This window comes from Pseudonocardia sp. ICBG1034, from assembly GCF_020131375.1.
In the GTDB taxonomy this organism is placed as follows: Bacteria; Actinomycetota; Actinomycetes; order Mycobacteriales; family Pseudonocardiaceae; genus Pseudonocardia; species Pseudonocardia alni.
The window spans coordinates 441,442-462,502 of sequence record NZ_JAHLEK010000021.1; the positions used below are offsets into that span (position 1 = coordinate 441,442).

General features: G+C 74.2%; 20 protein-coding genes. 14 read left to right on the forward strand and 6 right to left on the reverse strand.

All coding sequences use genetic code 11. The features are described from left to right. Positions 1-18: 18 nt before the first annotated feature. Positions 19-1,656 (reverse strand): asparagine synthase-related protein, encoded by a 1,638-nt coding sequence (locus KPF22_RS23635; RefSeq protein ID WP_308010458.1) that lies wholly within the window; start codon positions 1,654-1,656, stop codon positions 19-21. Positions 1,657-1,909: 253 nt separating this feature from the next. Here KPF22_RS23635 and KPF22_RS23640 point away from each other — a divergent pair, with 253 nt between their 5' ends. From KPF22_RS23640 to KPF22_RS23655, 4 genes are all read left to right on the forward strand, one after another. Beyond that, entirely contained in the window at positions 1,910-3,340 is a 1,431-nt protein-coding gene (locus tag KPF22_RS23640; RefSeq protein ID WP_208821398.1) for an NAD(P)/FAD-dependent oxidoreductase, read from the forward strand. A gap of 91 nt (positions 3,341-3,431) precedes the next feature. Beyond that, a complete protein-coding gene (locus KPF22_RS23645; RefSeq protein WP_224403316.1) occupies positions 3,432-3,875 on the forward strand; it encodes a nuclear transport factor 2 family protein in 444 nt (147 codons plus the stop codon). Positions 3,876-4,122: 247 nt separating this feature from the next. Then, positions 4,123-4,434 carry an integration host factor, actinobacterial type gene (mihF, locus tag KPF22_RS23650; RefSeq protein ID WP_020621796.1) on the forward strand — a complete coding sequence of 104 codons (312 nt, stop codon included), beginning with the start codon at positions 4,123-4,125 and terminating at the stop codon, positions 4,432-4,434. Between the two features lie 118 nt (positions 4,435-4,552). Further along, positions 4,553-5,545: an alpha/beta fold hydrolase gene (locus KPF22_RS23655; protein WP_224403317.1), complete on the forward strand. Its 993-nt coding sequence runs from the start codon at positions 4,553-4,555 to the stop codon at positions 5,543-5,545. Here KPF22_RS23655 and KPF22_RS23660 read toward each other — a convergent pair. Next, a complete protein-coding gene (locus tag KPF22_RS23660) occupies positions 5,527-6,225 on the reverse strand; it encodes a response regulator (RefSeq protein WP_073575477.1) in 699 nt (232 codons plus the stop codon). The two genes, KPF22_RS23655 and KPF22_RS23660, sit on opposite strands and share 19 nt — an antisense overlap. Next, positions 6,222-7,850, reverse strand: a complete 1,629-nt coding sequence (locus KPF22_RS23665) for a sensor histidine kinase (RefSeq protein WP_224403318.1) — start codon at positions 7,848-7,850, stop codon at positions 6,222-6,224. The genes KPF22_RS23660 and KPF22_RS23665 overlap by 4 nt, the downstream gene beginning before the upstream one ends. 144 nt (positions 7,851-7,994) lie before the next feature. Between KPF22_RS23665 and KPF22_RS23670 the strand changes: the two genes are divergently transcribed. The 6 genes from KPF22_RS23670 to KPF22_RS23695 all read left to right on the forward strand — a co-directional run bounded on the left by KPF22_RS23670 (position 7,995) and on the right by KPF22_RS23695 (position 13,089). Next, a complete protein-coding gene (locus tag KPF22_RS23670) occupies positions 7,995-9,023 on the forward strand; it encodes a Bug family tripartite tricarboxylate transporter substrate binding protein (protein ID WP_374107523.1) in 1,029 nt (342 codons plus the stop codon). 224 nt (positions 9,024-9,247) lie between these two features. Continuing rightward, positions 9,248-10,210 (forward strand): tripartite tricarboxylate transporter substrate binding protein, encoded by a 963-nt coding sequence (locus tag KPF22_RS23675; protein WP_224403320.1) that lies wholly within the window; start codon positions 9,248-9,250, stop codon positions 10,208-10,210. Beyond that, on the forward strand, positions 10,207-10,740 hold the full coding sequence (locus KPF22_RS23680; RefSeq protein WP_224403321.1) for a tripartite tricarboxylate transporter TctB family protein: 534 nt from the start codon (positions 10,207-10,209) through the stop codon (positions 10,738-10,740). Before KPF22_RS23675 ends, KPF22_RS23680 begins: the two co-directional genes overlap by 4 nt. Continuing rightward, positions 10,740-12,248, forward strand: a complete 1,509-nt coding sequence (locus KPF22_RS23685) for a tripartite tricarboxylate transporter permease (RefSeq protein ID WP_208821408.1) — start codon at positions 10,740-10,742, stop codon at positions 12,246-12,248. Before KPF22_RS23680 ends, KPF22_RS23685 begins: the two co-directional genes overlap by 1 nt. A gap of 157 nt (positions 12,249-12,405) precedes the next feature. Further along, positions 12,406-12,780, forward strand: a complete 375-nt coding sequence (locus KPF22_RS23690) for a hypothetical protein (protein WP_208821410.1) — start codon at positions 12,406-12,408, stop codon at positions 12,778-12,780. A gap of 156 nt (positions 12,781-12,936) precedes the next feature. Further along, positions 12,937-13,089, forward strand: a complete 153-nt coding sequence (locus tag KPF22_RS23695) for a hypothetical protein (RefSeq protein WP_224403322.1) — start codon at positions 12,937-12,939, stop codon at positions 13,087-13,089. Here KPF22_RS23695 and KPF22_RS23700 read toward each other — a convergent pair. Both KPF22_RS23700 and KPF22_RS23705 read right to left on the reverse strand, forming a co-directional pair. Further along, a complete protein-coding gene (locus KPF22_RS23700) occupies positions 13,086-14,672 on the reverse strand; it encodes an AMP-binding protein (protein WP_224403323.1) in 1,587 nt (528 codons plus the stop codon). The two genes, KPF22_RS23695 and KPF22_RS23700, sit on opposite strands and share 4 nt — an antisense overlap. Continuing rightward, positions 14,672-15,823 carry an acyl-CoA dehydrogenase family protein gene (locus KPF22_RS23705; RefSeq protein WP_073575484.1) on the reverse strand — a complete coding sequence of 384 codons (1,152 nt, stop codon included), beginning with the start codon at positions 15,821-15,823 and terminating at the stop codon, positions 14,672-14,674. Before KPF22_RS23705 ends, KPF22_RS23700 begins: the two co-directional genes overlap by 1 nt. 67 nt (positions 15,824-15,890) lie before the next feature. Between KPF22_RS23705 and KPF22_RS23710 the strand changes: the two genes are divergently transcribed. The 4 genes from KPF22_RS23710 (at position 15,891) to KPF22_RS23720 (ending at position 19,544) form a co-directional block, all read left to right on the forward strand. Next, positions 15,891-16,505 carry a TetR/AcrR family transcriptional regulator gene (locus KPF22_RS23710; RefSeq protein WP_062400803.1) on the forward strand — a complete coding sequence of 205 codons (615 nt, stop codon included), beginning with the start codon at positions 15,891-15,893 and terminating at the stop codon, positions 16,503-16,505. 269 nt (positions 16,506-16,774) lie between these two features. Continuing rightward, positions 16,775-17,893: a dimethylsulfone monooxygenase SfnG gene (sfnG, locus tag KPF22_RS23715; protein WP_208821499.1), complete on the forward strand. Its 1,119-nt coding sequence runs from the start codon at positions 16,775-16,777 to the stop codon at positions 17,891-17,893. Positions 17,894-18,040: 147 nt separating this feature from the next. Continuing rightward, entirely contained in the window at positions 18,041-18,112 is a 72-nt protein-coding gene (locus tag KPF22_RS33730) for a putative leader peptide (RefSeq protein ID WP_350590274.1), read from the forward strand. 193 nt (positions 18,113-18,305) lie between these two features. Further along, positions 18,306-19,544 (forward strand): acyl-CoA dehydrogenase family protein, encoded by a 1,239-nt coding sequence (locus KPF22_RS23720; RefSeq protein WP_208821416.1) that lies wholly within the window; start codon positions 18,306-18,308, stop codon positions 19,542-19,544. 97 nt (positions 19,545-19,641) lie between these two features. Here KPF22_RS23720 and KPF22_RS23725 read toward each other — a convergent pair whose 3' ends face one another. Continuing rightward, positions 19,642-20,955 carry a TMEM165/GDT1 family protein gene (locus KPF22_RS23725; RefSeq protein WP_224403324.1) on the reverse strand — a complete coding sequence of 438 codons (1,314 nt, stop codon included), beginning with the start codon at positions 20,953-20,955 and terminating at the stop codon, positions 19,642-19,644. Positions 20,956-21,061: the final 106 nt, after the last annotated feature.

Below are 21,061 nucleotides of genomic sequence, written 5' to 3' on the forward strand. Positions count from 1 at the left end.
CCGGGGCCGACCTGCGGCTCAGGCCGTCGCGAACGCCCCGAGCACGTGGTCCGGCCGGATCCCGTCGAAGTGGGAACGCCAGATCCCGTGGTAGAGGACCTCCTCCTCGCTGCGCAGCGGCCAGGAGTCGGACGGGTGCTCGGGCACCCCGTCGGTCTCCCCGGCGTCGGCCGCGGCGGCGGCCTTGCGGGCGGCCAGCTCGGCGAGCACGGTGCCGGCGCCGGAGCCGGCGCCGAACTGCTCCTTGCCGCGCCACAGCAGGTCCTCGGGCAGCCAGCCCTCGAACGCCTCGCGCAGGATCGCCTTCTCGGGGCGGCCGTCCGGGCACTGCTTCCACTCCGGCGGCAGCGCCAGCGCGGCCCGGACCAGGCCGGAGTCCAGGAACGGCTCGCGGGCCTCCAGGCCGAAGTACATGGTGGTGCGGTCGCAGCGCTGCAGGTTGAGGTGGTGCAGCTGCTCCAGCGAGCGGACCAGCTCGGCCTGCAGGGTGTCCGGGTCGGCGTACTCGGGGCCGTGGATGTAGGAGTAACCGGCGAACAGCTCGTCGGCGCCCTCCCCGGTGAGCACGACCTTGACCTTCTTCGCCGCCTCGCGGGCGAGGATCAGGTTGGGCACCGCGCTGCGGACCAGGGCCGGGTCGTAGTGCTCGATGACCTCGACGGCGTGGTCGAGGGCCTCGGCGATGTCCTCGGGGGTCACCAGGATCTCGTGGTGGTCCGACCCGATGTGCGCGGCGACCTTGCGGGCCGCGATCAGGTCACCGGACTCGGCGGTCCCGACGGCGAAGGTGGGCAGCTGCTCGCCGCGGGCCCGGGCCTCCTGCGCGGCGATGGCCGCGACCAGCGCCGAGTCCAGGCCACCGGACAGGAACACGCCGACACCGACGTCGGACATCATCCGGCGACGGACCGCGGACACCACGGCCTCGCGCACCCGGGACAGGTCCGCGTCGTCCCAGCCGGGACGGATCGCGCGGCGTGCCGGGCGGACCTCGACCGGCACGGCGTCGGCGAACCGCACCAGCCCCGACGACGGGCTCCACAGGCAGCCGGGCGGGAACGAGCGCACGTACGGGCGGTCCTCGGGGTCGAACGCGCGGAGCTCGCTGGCGAACAGCACCGTCTCCGACGGGTCCGGCGCGGTGTACGGGACAGCCCCGGCCGCGCCGCCGCCGTCACGGAACTCTGCCGGCGGCACCCAGTACAGCGGCTTCACGCCGAACGGGTCCCGGGCGACGAGCCCGGCGCCGTCGGTGCGCCCCATGGCGACGGCGAACATGCCGTTCAGGGAGGCGACCGCGGCCTGGCCGTCCCACATCACCGCGTGCAGCGCGGCCTCGGTGTCGGACTTGGTGCGCACCGTGCCGTCCGGGAACGCCTTGGCGATGCGCTCGTGGTTGTAGATCTCGCCGTTGCCGACGATCCACGCGGTGCGGGCGACGTCGGACATCGGCTGGTGCCCGCCGCTGACGTCCATGATCGACAGGCGCTGATGCCCGAGCCAGGTGTTCCCCACGACCTGCACGCCGGTGTCGTCGGGGCCGCGGTGCGCCACCCGGGCGAGCATCCGCTCGTACTTCCCGGGGTCGGCGGGCTCACCGCCCGGCCACGCCGTGGGTCCACCGAACGCAGCCACGATCCCGCACATGGGCTCCATCGTCGCACGGTCGCGCGCACCCGCATCCCGGCTTCCGCTCCCCCACCGTGTGAGTTCGGACTCTGAAAGGCGTTTCCGGAGCGATCCGAATTGCCCCGGCGGCCGTGGGTTCGTACGGTCGGAGACCGGCCAGGACGGCCGCCGTCCACCGCCGACACCAGGACTCAGGGTCCGGAGGCGGGGACCGACACCGGCCATCGAGCAGGTGCGCGGTGACGCCGCGCCAGGACCGACCGACAAGGGGCGGACTCAGGTGAGCACGGCAGAGCACGACGAGCGGCAGGGCCGGCACAAGGTCGTGATCGTCGGCGGAGGGTTCGGCGGTGTGCAGGCCGCCAAGGCGCTCAAGGGCGCCGATGTCGACGTGACGATCGTCGACCGCACGAACCACCACCTCTTCCAGCCGCTGCTCTACCAGGTCGCGACGGGCATCCTGTCCCCCGGCCTGATCGCCCCGGCCCTGCGCCGGGTGCTGAAGAAGCAGAGCAACGTGCGCACCCTGCTCGCCGAGGTCGGCGACATCGACCTCGAGGCCAAGGTCGTCCACGCGGCCGCGCCGGACGGGCAGCGGATCGTGCTGCCCTACGACACCCTCGTCGTCGCCGCCGGCGCCACGCACGCCTACTTCGGGCACCCGGAGTGGGCCGAGCACGCGCCCGGCATGAAGTCGATCGAGGACGCCCGGCTGCTGCGCTCGCGCATCCTGGGTGCCTACGAGCTCGCCGAGGTCGCGACGACCGAGGAGGAGAAGCAGGCGTGGATGACCTTCGTGGTCGTCGGAGCCGGCCCCACCGGCGTCGAGCTCGCCGGTCAGCTCGCCGAGCTGGCGCAGTACGTGCTGCCGCGTGAGTACCGGTCGATCGACACCCGCTCCGCGCGGATCATCCTGCTCGACGCGGCACCGGCGGTGCTCCCGCCGTTCGCGAAGAAGCTGCAGAACTACACGCGCAAGACGCTGGAGAAGAAGGGCATCGAGGTCCGCCTGAACACCATGGCGACCGGGATGGACGCCGACTCCATCACGGTGAAGGGCCCGAACGGCGAGGAGCGCATCACCGCCCGCACCAAGGTGTGGGCCGCGGGCGTCCAGGCGTCGCCGCTGGGTGAGCTGCTGGCGAAGGCCTCCGGTGGCGAGGTGGACCGCGCGGGCCGTCTCACCGTGGACCCGGACTGCAGCCTGCCGGACCGTCGCGACGTGTTCGCGATCGGCGACATGGTCTCCACCATCGACCGGCTCCCCGGCGTCGCGCAGGTCGCGATGCAGCAGGGCACCTACGTCGGCAAGCTGATCAAGGCGCGGGCGAAGGGCGACGACACCACCCCGGCCCCGTTCAAGTACTTCGACAAGGGCTCGATGGCCACCATCGGCGCCCGCGAGGCCGTCGCCGACGTCCGCGGCATCAAGCTCACCGGCTGGATCGGGTACTTCATCTGGTGCTACGTGCACGTGATGTTCCTGATCGGCTGGGGCAACCGCTTCGGCACGCTCTACAACTGGCTGCGGTCGCTGCGCTACGCCCGCTTCCGCGGGCACCGGCTGATCAGCGTCACCGCCTCCTACGACAAGGCGGTCGACCCGGAGAAGCCGCTGGGCGAGAAGACCGACGAGCGCGCCGAGCTGGACCCGCGGGTCTCGCCCGGCACGCCGCCCGCGCCCGAGGAGCGCCCGGCCGCCACGGCCTGAGCCGGCCACGCACCACGACCGACGCCCGGGGGCACGTGCCCCCGGGCGTCGTCGCGTGCGCGGGTGGGCCGGGGCGTGGCACCGTGATCGGGTGACCCCGGCGATGCAGGTCCTGATGCGTGACATCGCACGGCTCTGGGACGCCGCGGCGGACGCGCTCTACGCCGCGGGCGACCCCGGCCCGGCGACGGCCGCGCTGGCCACCGACGTGAGCTGGACCGAGCTGCCGACCGGCGCCGGGGGCCACGGCCGGGACGCGGTCGCCGCGCACCTGGCCGCCCTCGCGGCGGCCCGGCCGTCCGGGCTGACCCGGACCCGGGTGTCGCGCACCGTCGACGTCCGCCGGGTGGTCGACGAGGTCCGCGTCCGCTTCACCCACGACCGGGAGCTGCCGTGGCTGGTGCCCGGACTCGCCCCCACCGGACGCGCGGCGGAGGTGCTGGCGGTGCAGCTGGTGCGGGTGCGGCAGGGCCGGATCGACGAGGTCCGGACCCTCTGGGACGTCACGGGACTGCGCTCCGTGCTCGACGGGTGAGCCCGACGTCACCGAACTCGGGCCTTCATGCCGCTGACCTGCGGCAACAGCCCCGACCCCGCGCCGTGCGACGGGCGGTCGCCCGGGTGCGGTGAGCAGCGCCACGGACGGCCCCGAACAGGGCCGACACGCCCTGAGGAGGGGGTTCCCGCAGGTCGTGGCGATGTCTCTGCCAGTCTGTAACGCGATCGGAGATGGCAGTCCACCCCGGTGAGCGGGGTGCGTGAACCGAGAGGAGTTGTCAGCGATGGCTCTGCCCACCCTGACCCCGGAGCAGCGCGCCGAGGCGCTCAAGAAGGCGGCTGCGGCCCGTACCGCCCGCAAGGAGCTCCGCGACAAGATCGCCAGCGGCGAGGAGACCATCCCCGCGGTGCTGGGTCGCGCGAAGACCGACCAGATCGTCGGGAAGACCAAGGTCGCGGACCTGCTCAAGAGCGTCCCGGGCTGGGGCCCGGCGAAGGTCTCCAAGGTGATGGAGGAGGCCGGCATCGACGTGTCGCGCCGTGCCGCCGGCCTCGGCGACCGTCAGCGCGCCGCGCTGATCGAGAAGGTCGGCTGACCTTCCCCAGCTCCGCGCGACGGCCCGGTACGCACGCTGTGCGGACCGGGCCGTCGCGCGTTCCGGGTAGGGCCCGGTCGGCGGAGGCGGGTCGTCACCGGTCTGGCAGCCTGCGCATGTGGAGATCGCCGGCACCGTACGCGAGGTCGAGACCGAGCCGGGCGTGACCCTCTGGGTGCAGGACCTGCCCGCACACCGGCCGACGCCGGCGGCGCCGGTGCTGCTGGTGAACGGGGCGGGCTCGGCCGGGTACGGCTGGCCGGACGCGCTGGTCGAGGTGCTGCGCGAGCGGCACCGGGTGGTCCGCTACGACCATCGCGACACCGGCCGTTCGACCCACGCGTTCGAGGACCGGCCCTACGCCGTCGCCGACCTGGCGACCGACGCACTCGCGGTGCTCGACGGCTGCGGGATCGACCGGGCGCACCTGGTCGGGATGGCGATGGGCGGGACGCTGGTCCAGCTGCTCGCGCTCGACGCGCCGCACCGCATGGTCAGCGCGACGCTGCTGTGCACCGCGGCGCTCGACACCGGCGACGCCGACCTGCCCGGCCCGACCCGGGACGTGCAGCGGATGTGGCAGGAGCTGGGCGACCCGCGTGACGAGGCCGGGGAGCTGGCCTGGCGGGTCGAGTACTGGCGACGCGTCTCCGGCGGGGTGCTGCCGTTCGACACCGCGGAGTTCGCCGCGCGGGAGCGGCGGATCATGGAGCACGCCGGGCGGGTCGAGCCGTGCACCGCGCACGCCCAGGCCGATCCCGACGGGCTGGACCGCGGCGTCGAGCTGGGCTCGGTCACGGTGCCGACGCTCGTCGTCGAGGCGCCGGAGGACCCGGTGCACCCGCCGCCGCACGCCGACCACCTGGCGGCGCGGATCGGGGCGGCCGCGCAGCTCGTCACGGTGGACGGGATGGGGCACGCCCTGCCGGACCTGCTGTGCGAGCCGATCGCGGCGGTGCTGCTGGAGCACGCCGCCGAGGCCGAGGAGGCGGAGGCCGAGCCGGCGGCACCGCAGGCGGAGGCCGACCCGGCGGCACCGCAGGCGGAGGCCGAGCCGGCGGCATCGCGGGCGGAGGCGCTGCGGGGGGCCGGTCAGCCGACCCAGCGGTAGCGGCGCTCCGGACGGCCGGTGCCGCCGTAGCGCAGTCGTACGGTGACCTGCCCGGTCGACACGAAGTGCTCCAGGTAGCGGCGTGCGCTGACCCGGGACAGCCGGGTGGCCTCGGCGCACTCGGTCGCCGACAGGTCCGCCTCCGCGTCGGTCCCCGAGTGCGCGCGCAGGGTGCCCGCGACGAGCTCCGCGGTCGGGGTGGTCAGCCCCTTCGGCATCCGTTCCGGGCCGCCGGGGGTGCGGGCCGGGGCGGCGCCGGTGCCGCCGAAGAGCCGGTCGATGTCGGACTGGTCGCGGACCCGGTCCAGGTCGCGTCTGATCCGCGTCGCGCGGTGCACCTGGGCGGCGAGCGCGGCGGAGTCGAACGGCTTGACGAGGTAGTGCAGCGCGCCGCCGTGCAGGGCGGCGGCGACCGTGTCGGAGTCGTCGGCGGCGGTCACGACCAGCACGAACGGGTCGTCGGCGGCCCCGGTGCGCAGCCGCGTCAGCACCTCCAGGCCGGACATGTCGGGGAGGTAGACGTCGAGCAGCACCAGCTCCGGGCGGAGCCGGGCGGCGGCGTCGAGGGCGTCGGCGCCGTTGTGCGCGACGCCGACCACGGTGCAGCCCTCGATCCGCTCCACGTAGCCGGAGTGGACCTTCGCGACCATGAAGTCGTCGTCGACGACCAGGACCCTCACACCCGCACCCCCGTCGGCGCCACCGGCAGCACCGCCTCGAACACCGCACCGACCCGGCCCGCCGGCGCCGGCCGCACCGCGATGGTGCCACCCCGGCGCAGACACGCCTGCCGGGCCAGGGCCAGGCCGAGCCCGCGGCCGCCGATCTCGGCGGCCTTGGTCGAGTAGCCGGCCCGGAACACCTCCTCGGCCAGCTCGGAGGCGATCCCGGGGCCGGAGTCGCGGACCTCGACCCAGACCTCGTCGCCGTCGGTGTCGCCGCCGCCGGCGAGCCCGATCTCGATCCGGCGCGGGCCGTCCCGCCCGGCGGTCGCGTCGATCGCGTTGTCGATCAGGTTGCCGAGCACGGTCACGAGGTCGGCGGACAGGTCCGGGTCGTGGTCGGGGTCGGTCGGGTCGAGCCGGGACTCCGGGTCCAGGGCCAGCTCGACGCCGCGCTCGGCGGCCTGGCTGTTCTTCGCGACGAGCAGCGCGGCCGTCGCCGGGTCGCCGACGCTGGCGGTGACCTCGCGGCGCCACCCCTCCGAGGCGGCGACGATCCCGGCGACGAACCGGCGCACCTCGTCGTGCTCGCCGAGCTCGGTGAGCCCGGCGATGGTGTGCAGCCGGTTGGAGAACTCGTGGGCCTGGGCGCGCAGGGTGTCGGTGACGGTGTGCGAGGCGTCGAGCCGGTGCTGCAGGGTGGTGAGCTCGGTGCGGTCCCGCAGGGTGACCACGGCGCCCACGTCGCGGCCGTCGACGCGGACCGGGCGGCGGTTGAGCACCAGGGCCCGGGTGTCGCGCAGCACGAGCTGGTCCTCGCCGTCGGCGGCACCGGTGAGGACCTCGCGGAGCCGGTCGTCGAGGCCGAGGGCGGCGACGGCGTCGCCCTCGCGGGCGCCGGGCAGCTCCAGCAGCTCGCGGGCGACCGGGTTGAGCAGGGTGATCCGGTCGGCGGTGTCCAGCCCGACCACGCCCTCCTTGATGCCGAGCAGCATCGCCTCGCGGCGCTGCACCAGCTCGACGATCTCGTCGGGCTCCAGGCCGAGGGTCTGGCGGCGGACCCGCCGGGCGAGCAGCAGCGACCCGAGGACGCCGACGCCCAGGGCCAGCCCCAGCAGCGCGCCGGTCTCCGCGCGGGCCCCGGCGAGGGACTCCCACAGCGACGGGGCGCGGATCCCGGCCGACACCAGTCCGGCGACGGCGCCGCTGTCGTCGATCACCGGCACCTGGGCGACGACGGCGCGCCCGTCGGGGTTGCCGACCCAGGCCCGGCCCTGCGGCGCGGTGCTGGCACCGGGGTCGAACCGCTGCCGGACCCGGGACGGGTCCGGTGAGGTGCGCACGACCAGACCGGCGTCGACGATCTCGATCTCGTCGGCCCCGGACAGGTTCTCCGCGCTGCGGGCGAACGACGGAAGCAGGTCGTAGCGGCGGGTCTGCAACGCCTCGCGCACGGTCGGTACGGACGCGACGTCCTCGGCGACCGACAGCATCCGGCGTCCCTGGGTCTCGCGGAACGACTCCGAGGACTGCACGGCGGCCAGCGCCGCGACCGCGCCGAGCAGCACGACCACGACCACCAGCTGCCAGACGAGGAACTGGCGGGCCAGCGGTCCACCCGTCCCCCCGGCGCGCCGTCGCATGCGCCCAGCGTAGGACGTGCGGCGACGGCGGCGGCCACGCGAGGCGGTGGGACCACGACGCGTCGCGCGGCTCACCCTCGGTGGACCGGCCCGGCCGCGGACGCGCAGACTCACCGGCGGCGGCACGGCGACGGGCGGGTGGGCATGGCGGGGACGGTGACGCGGCCCGGCGGGATCGCCCGCCGCGCCCGCCGGGGACCGGTCGTCTCGCTGGTCGTGGTGCTCGTGCTGGCCCTCGCCGCGGTCGTCGTCCCGATCGTGCTGACCGACGGGCCGCGGCCGCTGTCCGACCTGCGCATCCTGGTCCCCAACCCACCCGGCGGCGGCTACGACGTCACCGCCCGCAGCGCGGCCAAGGTGCTGTCCGACACCGGGATCGCCGGCCCGGTCGAGGTGTTCAACCTGTCCGGTGCCGGCGGGATCGCCGGGCTCGGCCGGGTCGAGGGCGAGGCGGGCAACGGCAGGCTCCTGATGAGCATGGGGCTCGGGATCGTCGGGGCGACCGCGTCCCGCGACACCCCGCTCTCGCTCGCCGGCACCACGCCGATCGCGCGGCTGACCGAGGAGTCGGAGATCGTCGTCGTGCCCGCGGACTCGCCCTACCGCGACGTCCGCGCGCTGCTCGACGCCTGGCGCGCCGCCCCCGGCGGGCTCACCGTGGGCGGCGGCTCGAGCGTCGGCGGGCCGGACCACCTCGCCACGATGCTGCTCGCCGAGGGCACCGGCATCGCGCCCGCCCGGGTCCGCTACCTGTCCTACGAGGGCGGGGGCCCGTTGCTCGCGGCGGTGCTGCGCGGCGAGGTGGCCTTCGCGGTGTCCGGGGTGGGCGAGTTCGCCGACCAGATCGGGTCCGGTGACCTGCGGGTGCTCGCGGTGACCGCGGGCGAGCGGGTACCCGGCCTCGACGTGCCGACGCTGCGCGAGGCGGGGGTGGACGTGGAGTTCAGCAACTGGCGCGGGCTGGTCGCGCCGCCCGGGCTGAGCGACGCCGACCGCGCCGCGCTGGCCGACGCCGTCTCCGCGATGCGCGACACCCCCGAGTGGCGGCAGGTGCTGGCCGCGAACGGGTGGCGCGACGCCTGGCTCCCGGGCGCGGACTTCGCCCGGTTCACCGCCGCCGAGAACGAGCGGGTGGAGCACGTCCTGGGCGAGCTGGGGCTGCGGTCACGCTGACCCGCGCACCCGGGCCGCGGTGACCGTAACGACCACAACGACCGTTGTGGCCGTTACGGAGACATCGGAGGCGTGACTCCGCACACTTCACCGCGTTCGCTTCGCAACGGTGAGATCGGACGCAGATGCCTCAGACGGCTCCTCCACGAACGCAGGACCGGCCCCCGCCGGACGACCCCACGTCGCCCGTGCCGCGGCCCCGGGTCGGCCCTCTCCTCGGCACGGTGGTGGCCGTGCTGGCCGCCCTGCTCCTCGTCCCGCCCGCGGTGGGCGCGATCGGGGGCGGCGGCGACGGCACCCAGCTCCGCGGGCTGCGCATGCTGGTCCCGAACGCCCCCGGCGGCGGCTACGACGTCACCGCCCGCAGCGCGGCCAAGGCCATGGAGGACGCCGGGCTGACCGGGTCGGTCGAGGTCTTCAACCTGCCCGGTGCGGGCGGCACGGTCGGTCTCGGCCGGACCGTCAACGAGGCCGGCGACGACCGGCTCGTGATGAGCATGGGCCTGGGCGTGGTCGGGAGCGTGTACTCCAACGACTCGCCGGCCACGCTCGAGCAGACCACACCGATCGCGCGGCTCACCGAGGAGACCGAGATCGTCGTCGTCCCCGGTGACTCGCCCTACCGGAACGTGGGCGACCTGCTGGCCGCCTGGCGGGCGGCCCCCGGGAAGACCCCGGTCGGCGGCGGCTCCTCCCCCGGCGGCCCGGACCACCTGGCCCCGATGCTGATGGCCGAGGGCGCCGGCGTGGACCCGCGCGCGGTCAACTACGTCTCCTACGACGGCGGCGGCGAGCTGCTCGCCGCCGTCCTCGGCGGCAAGGTCGCGTTCGGGGTGTCCGGGCTCGGCGAGTTCGCCGACCAGATCGCCTCGGGCGACCTGCGGGTGCTCGCGGTGACCGCGGGCGAGCGGATCCCCGGCCTCGACGCGCCGACGCTGCGCGAGTCCGGCATCGACGTCGAGTTCACCAACTGGCGCGGTGTCGTCGCGCCGCCGGGGCTGGACCCCGAGGGCGTCGCCGAGCTGGAGCGCGCCTACGCCGAGCTGCACACGACGCCGGAGTGGCGCGAGGTGCTGGCACGCAACGGCTGGCAGGACGCGTACCTGCCGGGGCCGGAGTTCGGCCGGTTCCTGGCCGACGAGGACGCCCGCGTCGAGCGGGTACTGACCGGGCTGGGGCTGACGTGACGACCATCGGGGACACGGGGGACACCGGGACCGCTCGCTCCTGGTGGAAGGAGCACTCGGAGCTGGGTGTGTCGGTGCTGCTGGCCCTCACCGGCCTGCTGGTGCTCGGCGACACCCTCGCCGAGGGCGGCGGCGGCAGCGCGTCCGACCCGCTCGGACCGCGCACCGTCGCGTTCGTGCTCGGCGCGGCGCTGCTGGTGCTGGCGGCGCTGCTGACCGTCGACGTCCTGCGCGGCGGCCGCGGCGAGGCCGAGGGCGGCGAGGACGTCGACCTCGGCACCGCCGCGGACCTGCGCACGGTCGGGATGCTGGCCGGGGTGATCGTCGCGACGGCGGCGCTCATCCCGCTCGCCGGCTGGCCGATCGCCGGGACCGTCCTGTTCGCCGGCGCCACCTACGCGCTCGGCTCGCGCGCGGTGCTCCGCGACCTCGGCATCGCCGCCGCGGTCTCGCTGCTGACCTGGGTGCTGTTCGACGGCGTGCTCGGCGTCGACCTCCCGGGCGGCCCGCTGATGGGGGTGTTCGGCTGATGGGCACGTTCGATCTGCTCATGAACGGGTTCGCGCACGCGCTGACCCCGCAGAACCTGCTGTTCGCCGCGTTCGGGGTGCTGCTCGGCACCGCGATCGGCGTGCTGCCGGGCATCGGCCCGGCGATGGCGGTGGCACTGCTGCTGCCGGTGACCTACGCGTTCGACCCGACCGGTGCGTTCATCATGTTCGCCGGCATCTACTTCGGGGCGATGTTCGGCGGGTCGACGACGTCGATCCTGCTGAACACCCCCGGCGAGTCCGCCTCGGTGATGGCGGCCATCGAGGGCAACCCGATGGCGAAGTCCGGGCGCGGCGCCCAGGCGCTCGCCACCGCCGCGATCGGGCACTTCATCGGCGGCATCGTCGGCGTGACCGGGCTGGTCCTGGTCGCCCCGCTGATCGCCTCGGTGGCCGTCGACATCGGCGCCCCGGACTACTTCGCGATCATGGTCCTGGCCTTCGTCGCCGTCAGCGGCGTGCTGGGCGCCTCGCGGGTCCGCGGGTTCGCCGCGCTCGCCCTGGGCCTCACGATCGGCCTGGTCGGGCTCGACCCGATCTCCGGGCAGCCGCGGCTCACCTTCGGGGTGCCGCAGCTGGCCGACGGCATCGACGTCATCATCGTCGCGGTCGGGCTGTTCGCGATCGGCGAGGCGCTGTGGGTGGCCGCCCACCTGCGACGACGCAAGCAGGAGGTCATCCCGGTCGGGCGTCCGTGGCTGGGCCGCGAGGACCTGCGGCGGACCTGGAAGCCGTGGCTGCGCGGCCCGTTCATCGGCTTCGGCTTCGGCTCGATCCCGGCCGGCGGCGCCGAGATGTCGACCTTCATGGCGTACGTGACCGAGCGGAAGCTCTCGAAGCACCCGGAGCAGTTCGGGAAGGGCGCCATCGAGGGCGTCGCCGGGCCGGAGTCCGCGGCCAGCGCGTCGTCGGCGGGGACGCTGGCGACGATGCTGACCCTCGGCCTGCCGACGACGGCGATCGCCGCCGTCATGCTCGCCGCGTTCCAGCAGTTCGGCATCCAGCCCGGCCCGCTGCTGTTCCAGAAGGAGCCGGACCTGGTCTGGACGCTCATCGCGAGCCTGTTCATCGGCCTGGTCATGCTGCTGGTGCTGAACCTTCCGCTGGCCCCGGCCTGGGCGAAGCTGCTGCGGATCCCGCGGCCGTACCTCTACGCGGGCATCCTGTTCTTCGCCTGTGTCGGCGCCTACGCGGTGTCCGGCCAGCCGGTCGACCTGCTGGTGCTGCTCGCGATCGGCGGCATCGGGTTCCTGATGCGCCGGTTCGGGCTGCCGGTGCTGCCGGCGATCATCGGCGTCATCCTCGGACCGGACGCGGAGCTGCAGCTGCGCCGCGCCCTGCAGATCGCCGACGGCGACGTCACCACGCTGGTCTCCACCCCGCTCGCGATCGTCGTGTACTCGCTGATCGCGATCCTGCTGGTCGCCCCGGTCGTGCTCCGCGCGGTCCGCGCCCAGCGGGGAGACCGGGAGTCCGAGACGGTCTGACCCGGTCGGTGCCCCGACACGCCCCGTGGCCGCACCGGCCGCGGGGCGTCGTCGTCCGCGCGGTGATCCGTGCGCCGCGCGCGTCCGGACGCACGCGCGGCACGGATCACCGCGCGCGCAGCGGATCACCCCACGGCGGGTGGGGCAGGATCGGGTCATGGGGTTCGACGCCGCCCGCGCGCTCGCCGAGACGCTGCTGGCCCACCAGCGCCCGGAGCTGTGGGAGCGCGCCCAGCGGGCGGCGATCGCGGCCCGCGCCGCCGCCGAGGACGGCGGGCACGACCGGGGCCTGCTGATGACGGCCGCGGTGCTGCACCCCATCGGGCACTCGCCGGTCGCCCGCCGGACCGGGGACCCGCAGCGCGACGCCGCCCGGTTCCTCGAGGTCCGCGGCTACGACGCGCGGGTCGTCGAGCTCGTCGCCGGGCGCGGCCCGCTCGCCGGTGCGCTGCTCGCCTGCACCGACGCGGCCACCGTCATCCCACCGGACCCGGACGATCCGCCCGCAGGAGCGGCGCCGACGGTGTCGTAGCGCAATCCTGGGCCGGTGGCGATCACCGAGGCCCCGCGGCGGGTCCGCAACCGGGTGGACTCCCGGCTCCTGCAGGACGCGCACCGTCCCCGACCGGCAGGGTCCGCACGCCCGGCCCGAACCGGAGCACCCGCGCCACGCCTGGTGGAAGGTCATGTGCCTGACCGGCGTCGGACCGAAGGCAACCCGGTGCGCCACTTCAACCGGTACCTGTCCACCGGCGTCGGTGAGGTCGCCCCGATCACCCGGGAGATCCTGCGGGAGGCCGAGCCCGACATGGCCCGGCGCCCCGTGGTGCGTGTCGGCTAGGGCGGACCGTAGTGGCCGGCGTGGGTCTCGCGGACGACGTTCTTGCGGATCTTCCCGGTCGAGGTGCGCGGCAGCTCGTCGGCGACGATCACCGCCTTCGGGACCTTGTAGGGGTCGAGGTGCTTGCGCAGCGCGACCAGCAGCGCCTCCGGGTCGACCGTCGCGCCGGGCCGGGGCACGACCACCGCGGTGATCGCCTCGCTCCACCGCTCGTGCGGCAGCCCGACCACGACCGCCTCCGCGACGTCCGGTGCGGCCGCGTAGACGGCCCGCTCGACCTCCAGCGAGGCCACGTTCTCGCCTCCCGTCTTGATCACGTCCTTGACCCGGTCGGCGAACCACAGCACGCCGTCCTCGCCGAGCCGGCCGACGTCGCCGGAGTGGAACCAGCCGTGCCGGAACGCCTCGTCGGTCGCGGCGCGGTCGTCGAGGTAGCCGTTCATGGTGGACGGGCCGCGGTAGACGATCTCGCCCTCCTCCCCCGGGCCGAGCAGGGTCCCGCCGGAGTCCATGACCGCGACCCGGACCCCGGTGATCGGGGTGCCGACCGCACCGATGTGGGTCAGCTGGTGCTCGGGACGGAACAGGGTGGTGCACGGGCTCATCTCGGTCTGCCCGAACAGCAGCGCGAAGTCGCAGCCGAAGCCGTCCAGGCAGGCCCGGATCAGCGGCTCGGGCATCGGCGCCATCGCGTACACCGCGCGCCGCAGCGACGACAGGTCCCGCCCGGCGAACGAGGGGTGATCCAGCGCCGCCCGGTACATCATCGGCAGTCCGAACACCTGGGTGATCCGCTCGCGCTCGACGGTGTCGAGGAACGCGGCGGGCTCGAACCCCCGGGAGAGGTGGATCGTCGCCCCGACCAGCACCGCCGGGGTGCAGAACGCGTTGAGCTGCGCGGTGTGGAACATCGGCATCATCGCCAGGAAGCTGTCCGCCGCCGACCAGCCCGAGTCCAGCGCCGCGGAGAACGACTCCAGGGTGACCGCCAGGTGCGAGGTGACGACGCCCTTGGGGAACGACGTCGTCCCCGAGGTGTACAGGTAGGACAGCGGGTCCCGGTCCTCGACCAGCACCTCGACCGGCCCGGCGCCGTCCCCTCCCCCGGCCTCGACGTCGGCCAGCGGGACCCCGGTGCCGGCCGGCCCGCCGGTGCCGGGCGCGACGAACACCTCGGTCACCGCGGGAGCCTGCTCCCAGGCCGGCGCGAGCGCCGCGACCAGCTGCGCCTCGACGACGATCCCGCGGGCCCGGGAGTGGCCCAGGACGTAGGCGACCTCGTCCGGGCGCCAGCCCAGGTTCACCGGCACGCAGACCAGGCCGAGGCGGGCGCAGGCGTAGTAGACGGCGAGGAACTCGGCGCTGTTGCCCGAGGCCAGCGCGAGCGCGTCGCCGCGGGTCCAGCCGCGCGCGGCCAGCCCGCGGGCCAGCCGGTCCACCCAGGCGTCCAGCTCGGCGTAGGTCCAGGACCGCTCCCCGTCGACGACGGCGGTCCGCCCCGGCCGGGCGGCGGCGCTGCGGCCGAGCGCGTCGGCGACGTTGACCCGCCCGATCAGGTTCCGGTCGAGCTCGCCGGCCCCCATCAGTACGACCTCGGCAGTCCGAGCCCGTGCTGGGCGACGTGGTTGAGGATCATCTCGCGGTTCACCGGCGCGACCTGCATGAGCCGGGCCATCCCCCAGTACGGGATCAGCCCGTACTCGCTCGCCAGACCGTTGCCGCCGTGGGTCTGCATGGCCGCCTCGACGGCGTGCGTCGCCGCCTCGGCCGCCGCGTACTTGGCCATGTTGGACTCCTCGCCCGCGGGCATCCCGCGGTCGTGCAGCCACGCGGCCTTGCGGGTCATCAGCGCCGCGAGCTCGGTCTCGATCCGGGCCCGCGCCAGCGGGTGCGAGACGCCCTGGTGGGCACCGATCGGGGTGTCCCAGACCTGCCGGGTGCGGGCGTAGTCGGCCGCCTTGGCCAGCGCGAACCGGGCGATGCCGACGCCGAGCGCGGCGCCGGTGATCCGCTCGGGGTTGAGCCCGCGGAAGACCTGGCGGAACCCGTCGCCCTCGGCGCCGACCAGGTTGCCCGCCGGGACGCGGACGTCGTCGAAGTGCAGGACGTGCTGCTTGTCCGGGGCGATGAGGTCCACCGGCAGCGGGGTGCGGGTCAGCCCGGGCGAGTCGACCGGCACGACGAACAGGCTCAGGCGCGCCTTCCCGTCCGGCGCCCTCCCGGTCCGCGCGACGACCAGCACGGCCTCGGCGTCGTCGGTGCCGGAGATGTAGTGCTTGGTGCCGGTGAGCACCCAGTCGTCGCCGTCGCGGTCGGCGCGGGTCGCCATCCGGTGGGTGTTGGACCCCGCCTCCGGCTCGGTGATCGCGAAGACCACCTTGGTCGAGCCGTCGGCGAGCCCGGGCAGCCAGCGACGGCGCAGCTCCTCCGAGCCGAACTCCCCGATCACCTCGGCCGAGATCGCGGCGGACACCAGCACCAGCAGCAGCGGGGCGCCCTGTGCCGCGGCCTCCTCGCAGACGATGGACAGCTCCACGAGCCCGCCGCCACCGCCCCCGTGCTCCTCGGCGACGTTGACGCCCAGGAACCCGGCCTGCCCCATGGCCTTCCACAGCTCGTGGGTGTGCCTGCCCTCCCGGGCGCACCGCAGGTAGTACTCGCTGCCGTAGGAGGCCGCGATGGCGGCGACGGCCGCCCGCAGATCGCGTTCCTCGTCGGTCTCGGTGAAGTCCACGCCGACTCCCTAGTGATCCGTTGTTCACTTATGGCGGACCGTACCGCGCGGATGCGATGCTGGATAGATGCCGACGCGAACCAGCTCCGGAACCGCGGGACCCCCGCGGCGGCGCGACCCGGAACGCGGGGAGCGGATCCTCGAGGCGGCGGCCCGGCTCGCGGCCGGTCGCGGCTTCCACACCGTCGGGATGGCCGAGATCGGCGCCGAGGCCGGCATCGTCGGGTCCGGGATCTACCGGCACTTCGCCTCGAAGGAGGCGGTCCTGCTCGCCCTGCTCGACCGCGGCATGGCCCGGCTGGAGGCCTCCGCGGCGGCGGCGCTGGCCGCGGGCACGCCCGAGCGCGAGACGCTGACCGTCCTGGTGGCCGACCACATCCGGCTGGTGACCGAGAACCGCACCGAGTTCGCCGTCTACTACGGCGAGGTCCACACCCTGCCCGCCGAGGCCCGCCGCGACCTGCGTCGCCGTCAGCGCCACCACGTCGAGGACTGGGTGCACGTGCTCGCCCCGCTGCGTCCGGACCTGTCCGACGGCGAGCTGCGCGTGCTGGTGCACGCCTGCGTCGGCGCGATCCAGTCGACGCTGTTCTTCCGCAGCGGCCTGGACCAGCACCGGCTCGTGGGGTTGCTCGGCGGCCTGGCGCACGGTCTGCTCGGCGTCGACCCGGTCCACCGGTGAGGACCCGTGGTGATCTCCCCGGCATCCGGTTGACAACAACCCGCTCCACGGGTTCGGTGGAAGCGTGACCGGCTTCCTGCTGACCCGACGCCGTCACGTCGACAACCTCGTCGTCGTGAGCCAGGCCTGTCGCTGATCGCGTCACCGCAGGTCCGTTTCCTCCCTCTTCCCTCACTTTCCGGCGCCGTCGTGTGCCCGTCTGCCGTGCCCGGCACACCCCCGAGGAGTCTCCCGTGTCCGATGCTCTCGCCACCACGCCCAACACCCGGATCCAGGAGCCGCTGAAGTTCGCGTACTGGGTCCCGAACGTCTCCGGCGGGCTGGTCACCAGCACCATCGAACAGCGCACCGACTGGGGCTTCGAGTACAACAGGAAGCTGGCGCAGACCGCCGAGAACAACGGCTTCGAGTACGCGCTGTCCCAGATCCGCTACATGGCCAGCTACGGCGCCGACCACCAGCACGAGGCCACCGCGTTCTCCCTCGCGCTGGGCCTGGCCACCGAGCGGCTCAAGGTGATCGCCGCCGTCCACCCCGGCCTGTGGGAGCCCTCGGTGCTGGCCAAGTGGGTCGCGACCGCCGACCACCTGACGAACGGCCGGCTCGCGGTCAACATCGTCTCCGGCTGGCTGAAGGCCGAGTTCACCGCGATGGGCCAGCCGTGGCTCGAGCACGACGAGCGCTACCGCCGCAGCAACGAGTTCATCCGGGTGCTGCGCGAGATCTGGACCTCCGACGGCGGCGCCGAATTCGCCGGCGACTTCTACCGGATCCGCGACTTCGACCTCAAGCCCCGCCCGGTCGAGGTCCCCGGCCGTCCGCACCCGGAGATCTTCCAGGGCGGCAACTCCACCGCGGCCCGCTACAACGGCGGCACCGTGTCGGACTGGTACTTCTCCAACGGCAAGGACTACGACGGCTTCTCCGAGCAGGTCGAGGAGGTCCTCGGCCACGCGAAGACCGCCGAGCGGCTGCAGCCCGTCCGGTTCGGCCTGAACGGCTTCATGATCGCCCGGGACGGCGAGAAGGAGGCCCGGGACACCCTGCGCGAGATCATCGAGAAGGCCAACCGGCCCGCCGTCGAGGGCTTCCGCGACGCCGTCCAGCAGGCCGGCAACTCCACCGGCGACAAGCGCGGGATGTGGGCGGACTCGTCGTTCGAGGACCTCGTCCAGTACAACGACGGCTTCAAGACCCAGTTGATCGGCACCCCGGAGCAGATCGCCGACCGCGCGATCGAGTACAAGCGGCGCGGCGCGAACCTGCTGCTGCTCGGCTTCCTGCACTTCCAGGAGGAGGTCGAGTACTTCGGCGCGAAGGTGCTGCCGATCATCCGCGAGAAGGAGGCCGAGCTGGCCGCCCGCGAGCCGCAGCTCACCACCGTCTGAGCGACACCGTCCGCACGGGCCCGGCGACCGTCGTCGCCGGGCCCGTCCGCGTTCCCGGGGCCCGTCCTGACCGGACATCCCGCGCCGCGTCCCATTCCCGGGAACGTCTCGTTGACTTCCACCGTGCTCTCCCCGAACACTGGGGCCGTGCTGTTCACCGAGCTCACCCGTCGACGCCACGTCGACCTCTCGCGTGTGACCTCGTCGCTCTGTCGCTGACCGGCATCCCCGCGGAGCAGGCTCCCTGACCTGCGCCGCGGCCGGCGACCCCGGTCGCCGGTGACCGCCCCGACAGTTCCCTCCCGTCCGGGCCCACCGTTCTCCGCCGATCCGGTGCGCATTCCCGCGCGTATCCGCCGAATCGTGCGCCGCCGCGCCCGGACACCTTTCTCCGACGACGAGGAGACACACCGTGACCACGACCGAGAACCGTTCCGAGCCCACCACCGTCGAGTCGCTCGACTGGTCCACCACGCCCACCGACGCACCGGGCTGGCTGGCCCGGGCCCGCGACGTCCGCCGTGTCCTGGAGCGTGACGCCGCGGCCCGCGACCGGGCGGGCGCCACCCCGCACGACGAGGTCGCCCTGCTCAAGGACTCCGGCCTGGTCACCATCCTGGGGCCGGTCGAGCACGGGGGCGGCGGACAGGAGTGGCCGCTGGCCTACCGGGTGATCCGCGAGGTCGCCGCGGGCGACGGCTCCATCGGCCAGCTGCTCGGCTACCACCTGCTCTGGTTCTGGGCCGCCCGGCTGGTCGGGACGCCCGAGCAGATCGCGGCGGTCGAGGCCGACGCCACCCGCAACCGCTGGTTCTTCGGAGGCGCGGTCAACCCGCGCGACGCCGAGCTGACCATCCGCGACGAGGGCGACGAGCTCGTGTACTCCGGCCGCAAGTCCTTCTCCACCGGCAGCAAGGTCTCCGACGTGACCGTGCTGGAGGGGGTGATCGAGCAGACCGACACCCACGTCTTCGCCATCGTGCCGAGCCACCAGGAGGGCATCGTCTTCGGCGACGACTGGGACAACATCGGCCAGCGCCTCACCGAGTCCGGCAGCGTCACGATCACCGACGTCCGGGTGCCGTGGGCGGCGGCCGCCGGGTTCACCGACAGGGTGTTCACGCCGCGGGTCTACAACACGCTCAACGTTCCGATCATCCAGCTCGTCTTCGTGGAGTTCTACCTCGGGATCGCCCGCGGGGCGCTCGAGACCGCGGCGCGCTTCACCCGCGAGCGGACCCGGCCGTGGCTCCACGGCGGCCACGAGCGCGCCGTCGACGAGCCCTACCAGCTCGACCTCTACGGCGACCTGCACGCGAAGCTGTGGGCGGTGGAGGCGCTGGCCGACGCCGTCGCGCAGGAGCAGCAGGTGATCCACCGTGACGCCGACGGCGTCACCGCCGAGCAGCGTGGCCGGCACGAGGTGCGGGTCGCCGCGGTGAAGGCGCGTGCCACCGACGTCGCCCTGGAGATCACCTCGGGGATCTTCGAGGGCCTCGGGGCCCGCGCGACGACCACGGAGCTGGGCTTCGACCGGTTCTGGCGCAACGTCCGCACGCACACCCTCCACGACCCGGTCGCCTACAAGCGGCGCGAGGTCGGGGCGTGGGTGCTGCGCGACGAGCTGCCCGAGCCGACCTGGTACTCCTGACCCGCCCGCGGACCCCGGTCCCCGGCGACGACACCGCCCGCCCCGGTCGCGCCGGGGCGGGCGGTGTCGTCGCCGCGGTGGCGTCGCGGCGGGCCGCTCAGCCGACGGTCGTGCGGTCGCCCTCACCCGCGGGGGTGCGGTCGGTGCGGACCCGCGGGAGGAACCGGCCGGTCCGGGCGCGGTACTCGTCGTACTCGGCGCCCAGTGCGCTGCCCAGACCGGGCTCGTAGACCGCACGGGCCTGGATCTGCACCGCGACCAGGATCAGCACCCCGGCGAGCACGCCGAGCAGGGTCGGGGCCATGAACAGCATCCCGGCGCACCCGACGATCAGGCCGGTCAGGGCGGGGTTACGGACGCGGCGGTAGATCCCGCCGGTGGCGAGCACCGGGCGTCGTGCGGCGTCCGGGTCACCGGCCGCGGCCGCTCCGGCCTCGGTGGCCGAGCGGCGCCACACCGTACCGAGCTGCAGCATCGCGACCGCGGCGACGGCGAAACCGAGCAGCAGCAGCCCCGCCCCGACGACGGCGACCGCCGGCCGGGCCAGCACCGAGATCGGCTGCAGCACGTCGAGGGCGACCAGCAGCGGCGCACCGAACCCGAGCACCGCGGCCAGCACGAACAGCGTGCGGGCCCACCAGGCCGGGCTGCCCGGGGTCCGGGCGACGTCGAGCCTGCGCTCCCCGCGGGCGCGGTGCGCACGACCGCGGAACCACAGCCCGGCACCGACGGCGAGGGTCCCCAGCACCAGCGCGGCCCAGCCGAGCCCGTGGTGCCCGGCGACGTCGACCACGCGGCCCCAGGCGTCCTCGCCCCACACCTGCGGGACGGCCTCGTAGAGCAGCCAGGCGCCGAAGACGAAGAACATCACCGCGGCGCCGATCGAGATGGCCCGCTCCGGGAGCCGCTTGCCGAGCTGACGCCCGACGACGATGGCCAGCCCGTCCGCGGCGACCATGCCGACCGTGGACCCGGCCCAGATGCCGATCGACCCGGCGAGGGTCCCGTGCTGGGCGGCCAGGGTGATCGTCGCGAGCATCGTCTTGTCACCGAGCTCGGCGAGGAAGAACGCGACCGACGCGGCGACGACGGCGGACCCGCCGGCCCGCTTGGCCTTCGCCTCCTCGTCCTCGGAGAGGCTGTCACCGCGCAGTGTCCAGGCACCGAACGCCAGGAACGCGACCGCCGCGACCAGCGCGATCCAGCCGGTCGGGATCGACGCGCCCAGGCCGTAGCCGACGGCGACCGACACGAGGTGGGTCACCGAGGTGGCGATCGTGATCCCGATCAGGACCGGGACCGCGTTGAAGCGCGTCGCGAACGTGAGGGCCATGAGCTGCGACTTGTCGCCCAGCTCGGCCACGAAGATGACGCCGAAACTGATCGCGAACGCGATCAGGAATCCGTCCATGTCCATCCCTCGATCTCGACCGGACCGAGGTTGGGGTGCCCTCGACCCGGTGCATCCGGATCGAAGGTCTCGCTCGCCTGGTGGTGGTCAGGCCGCTGCACCCGGG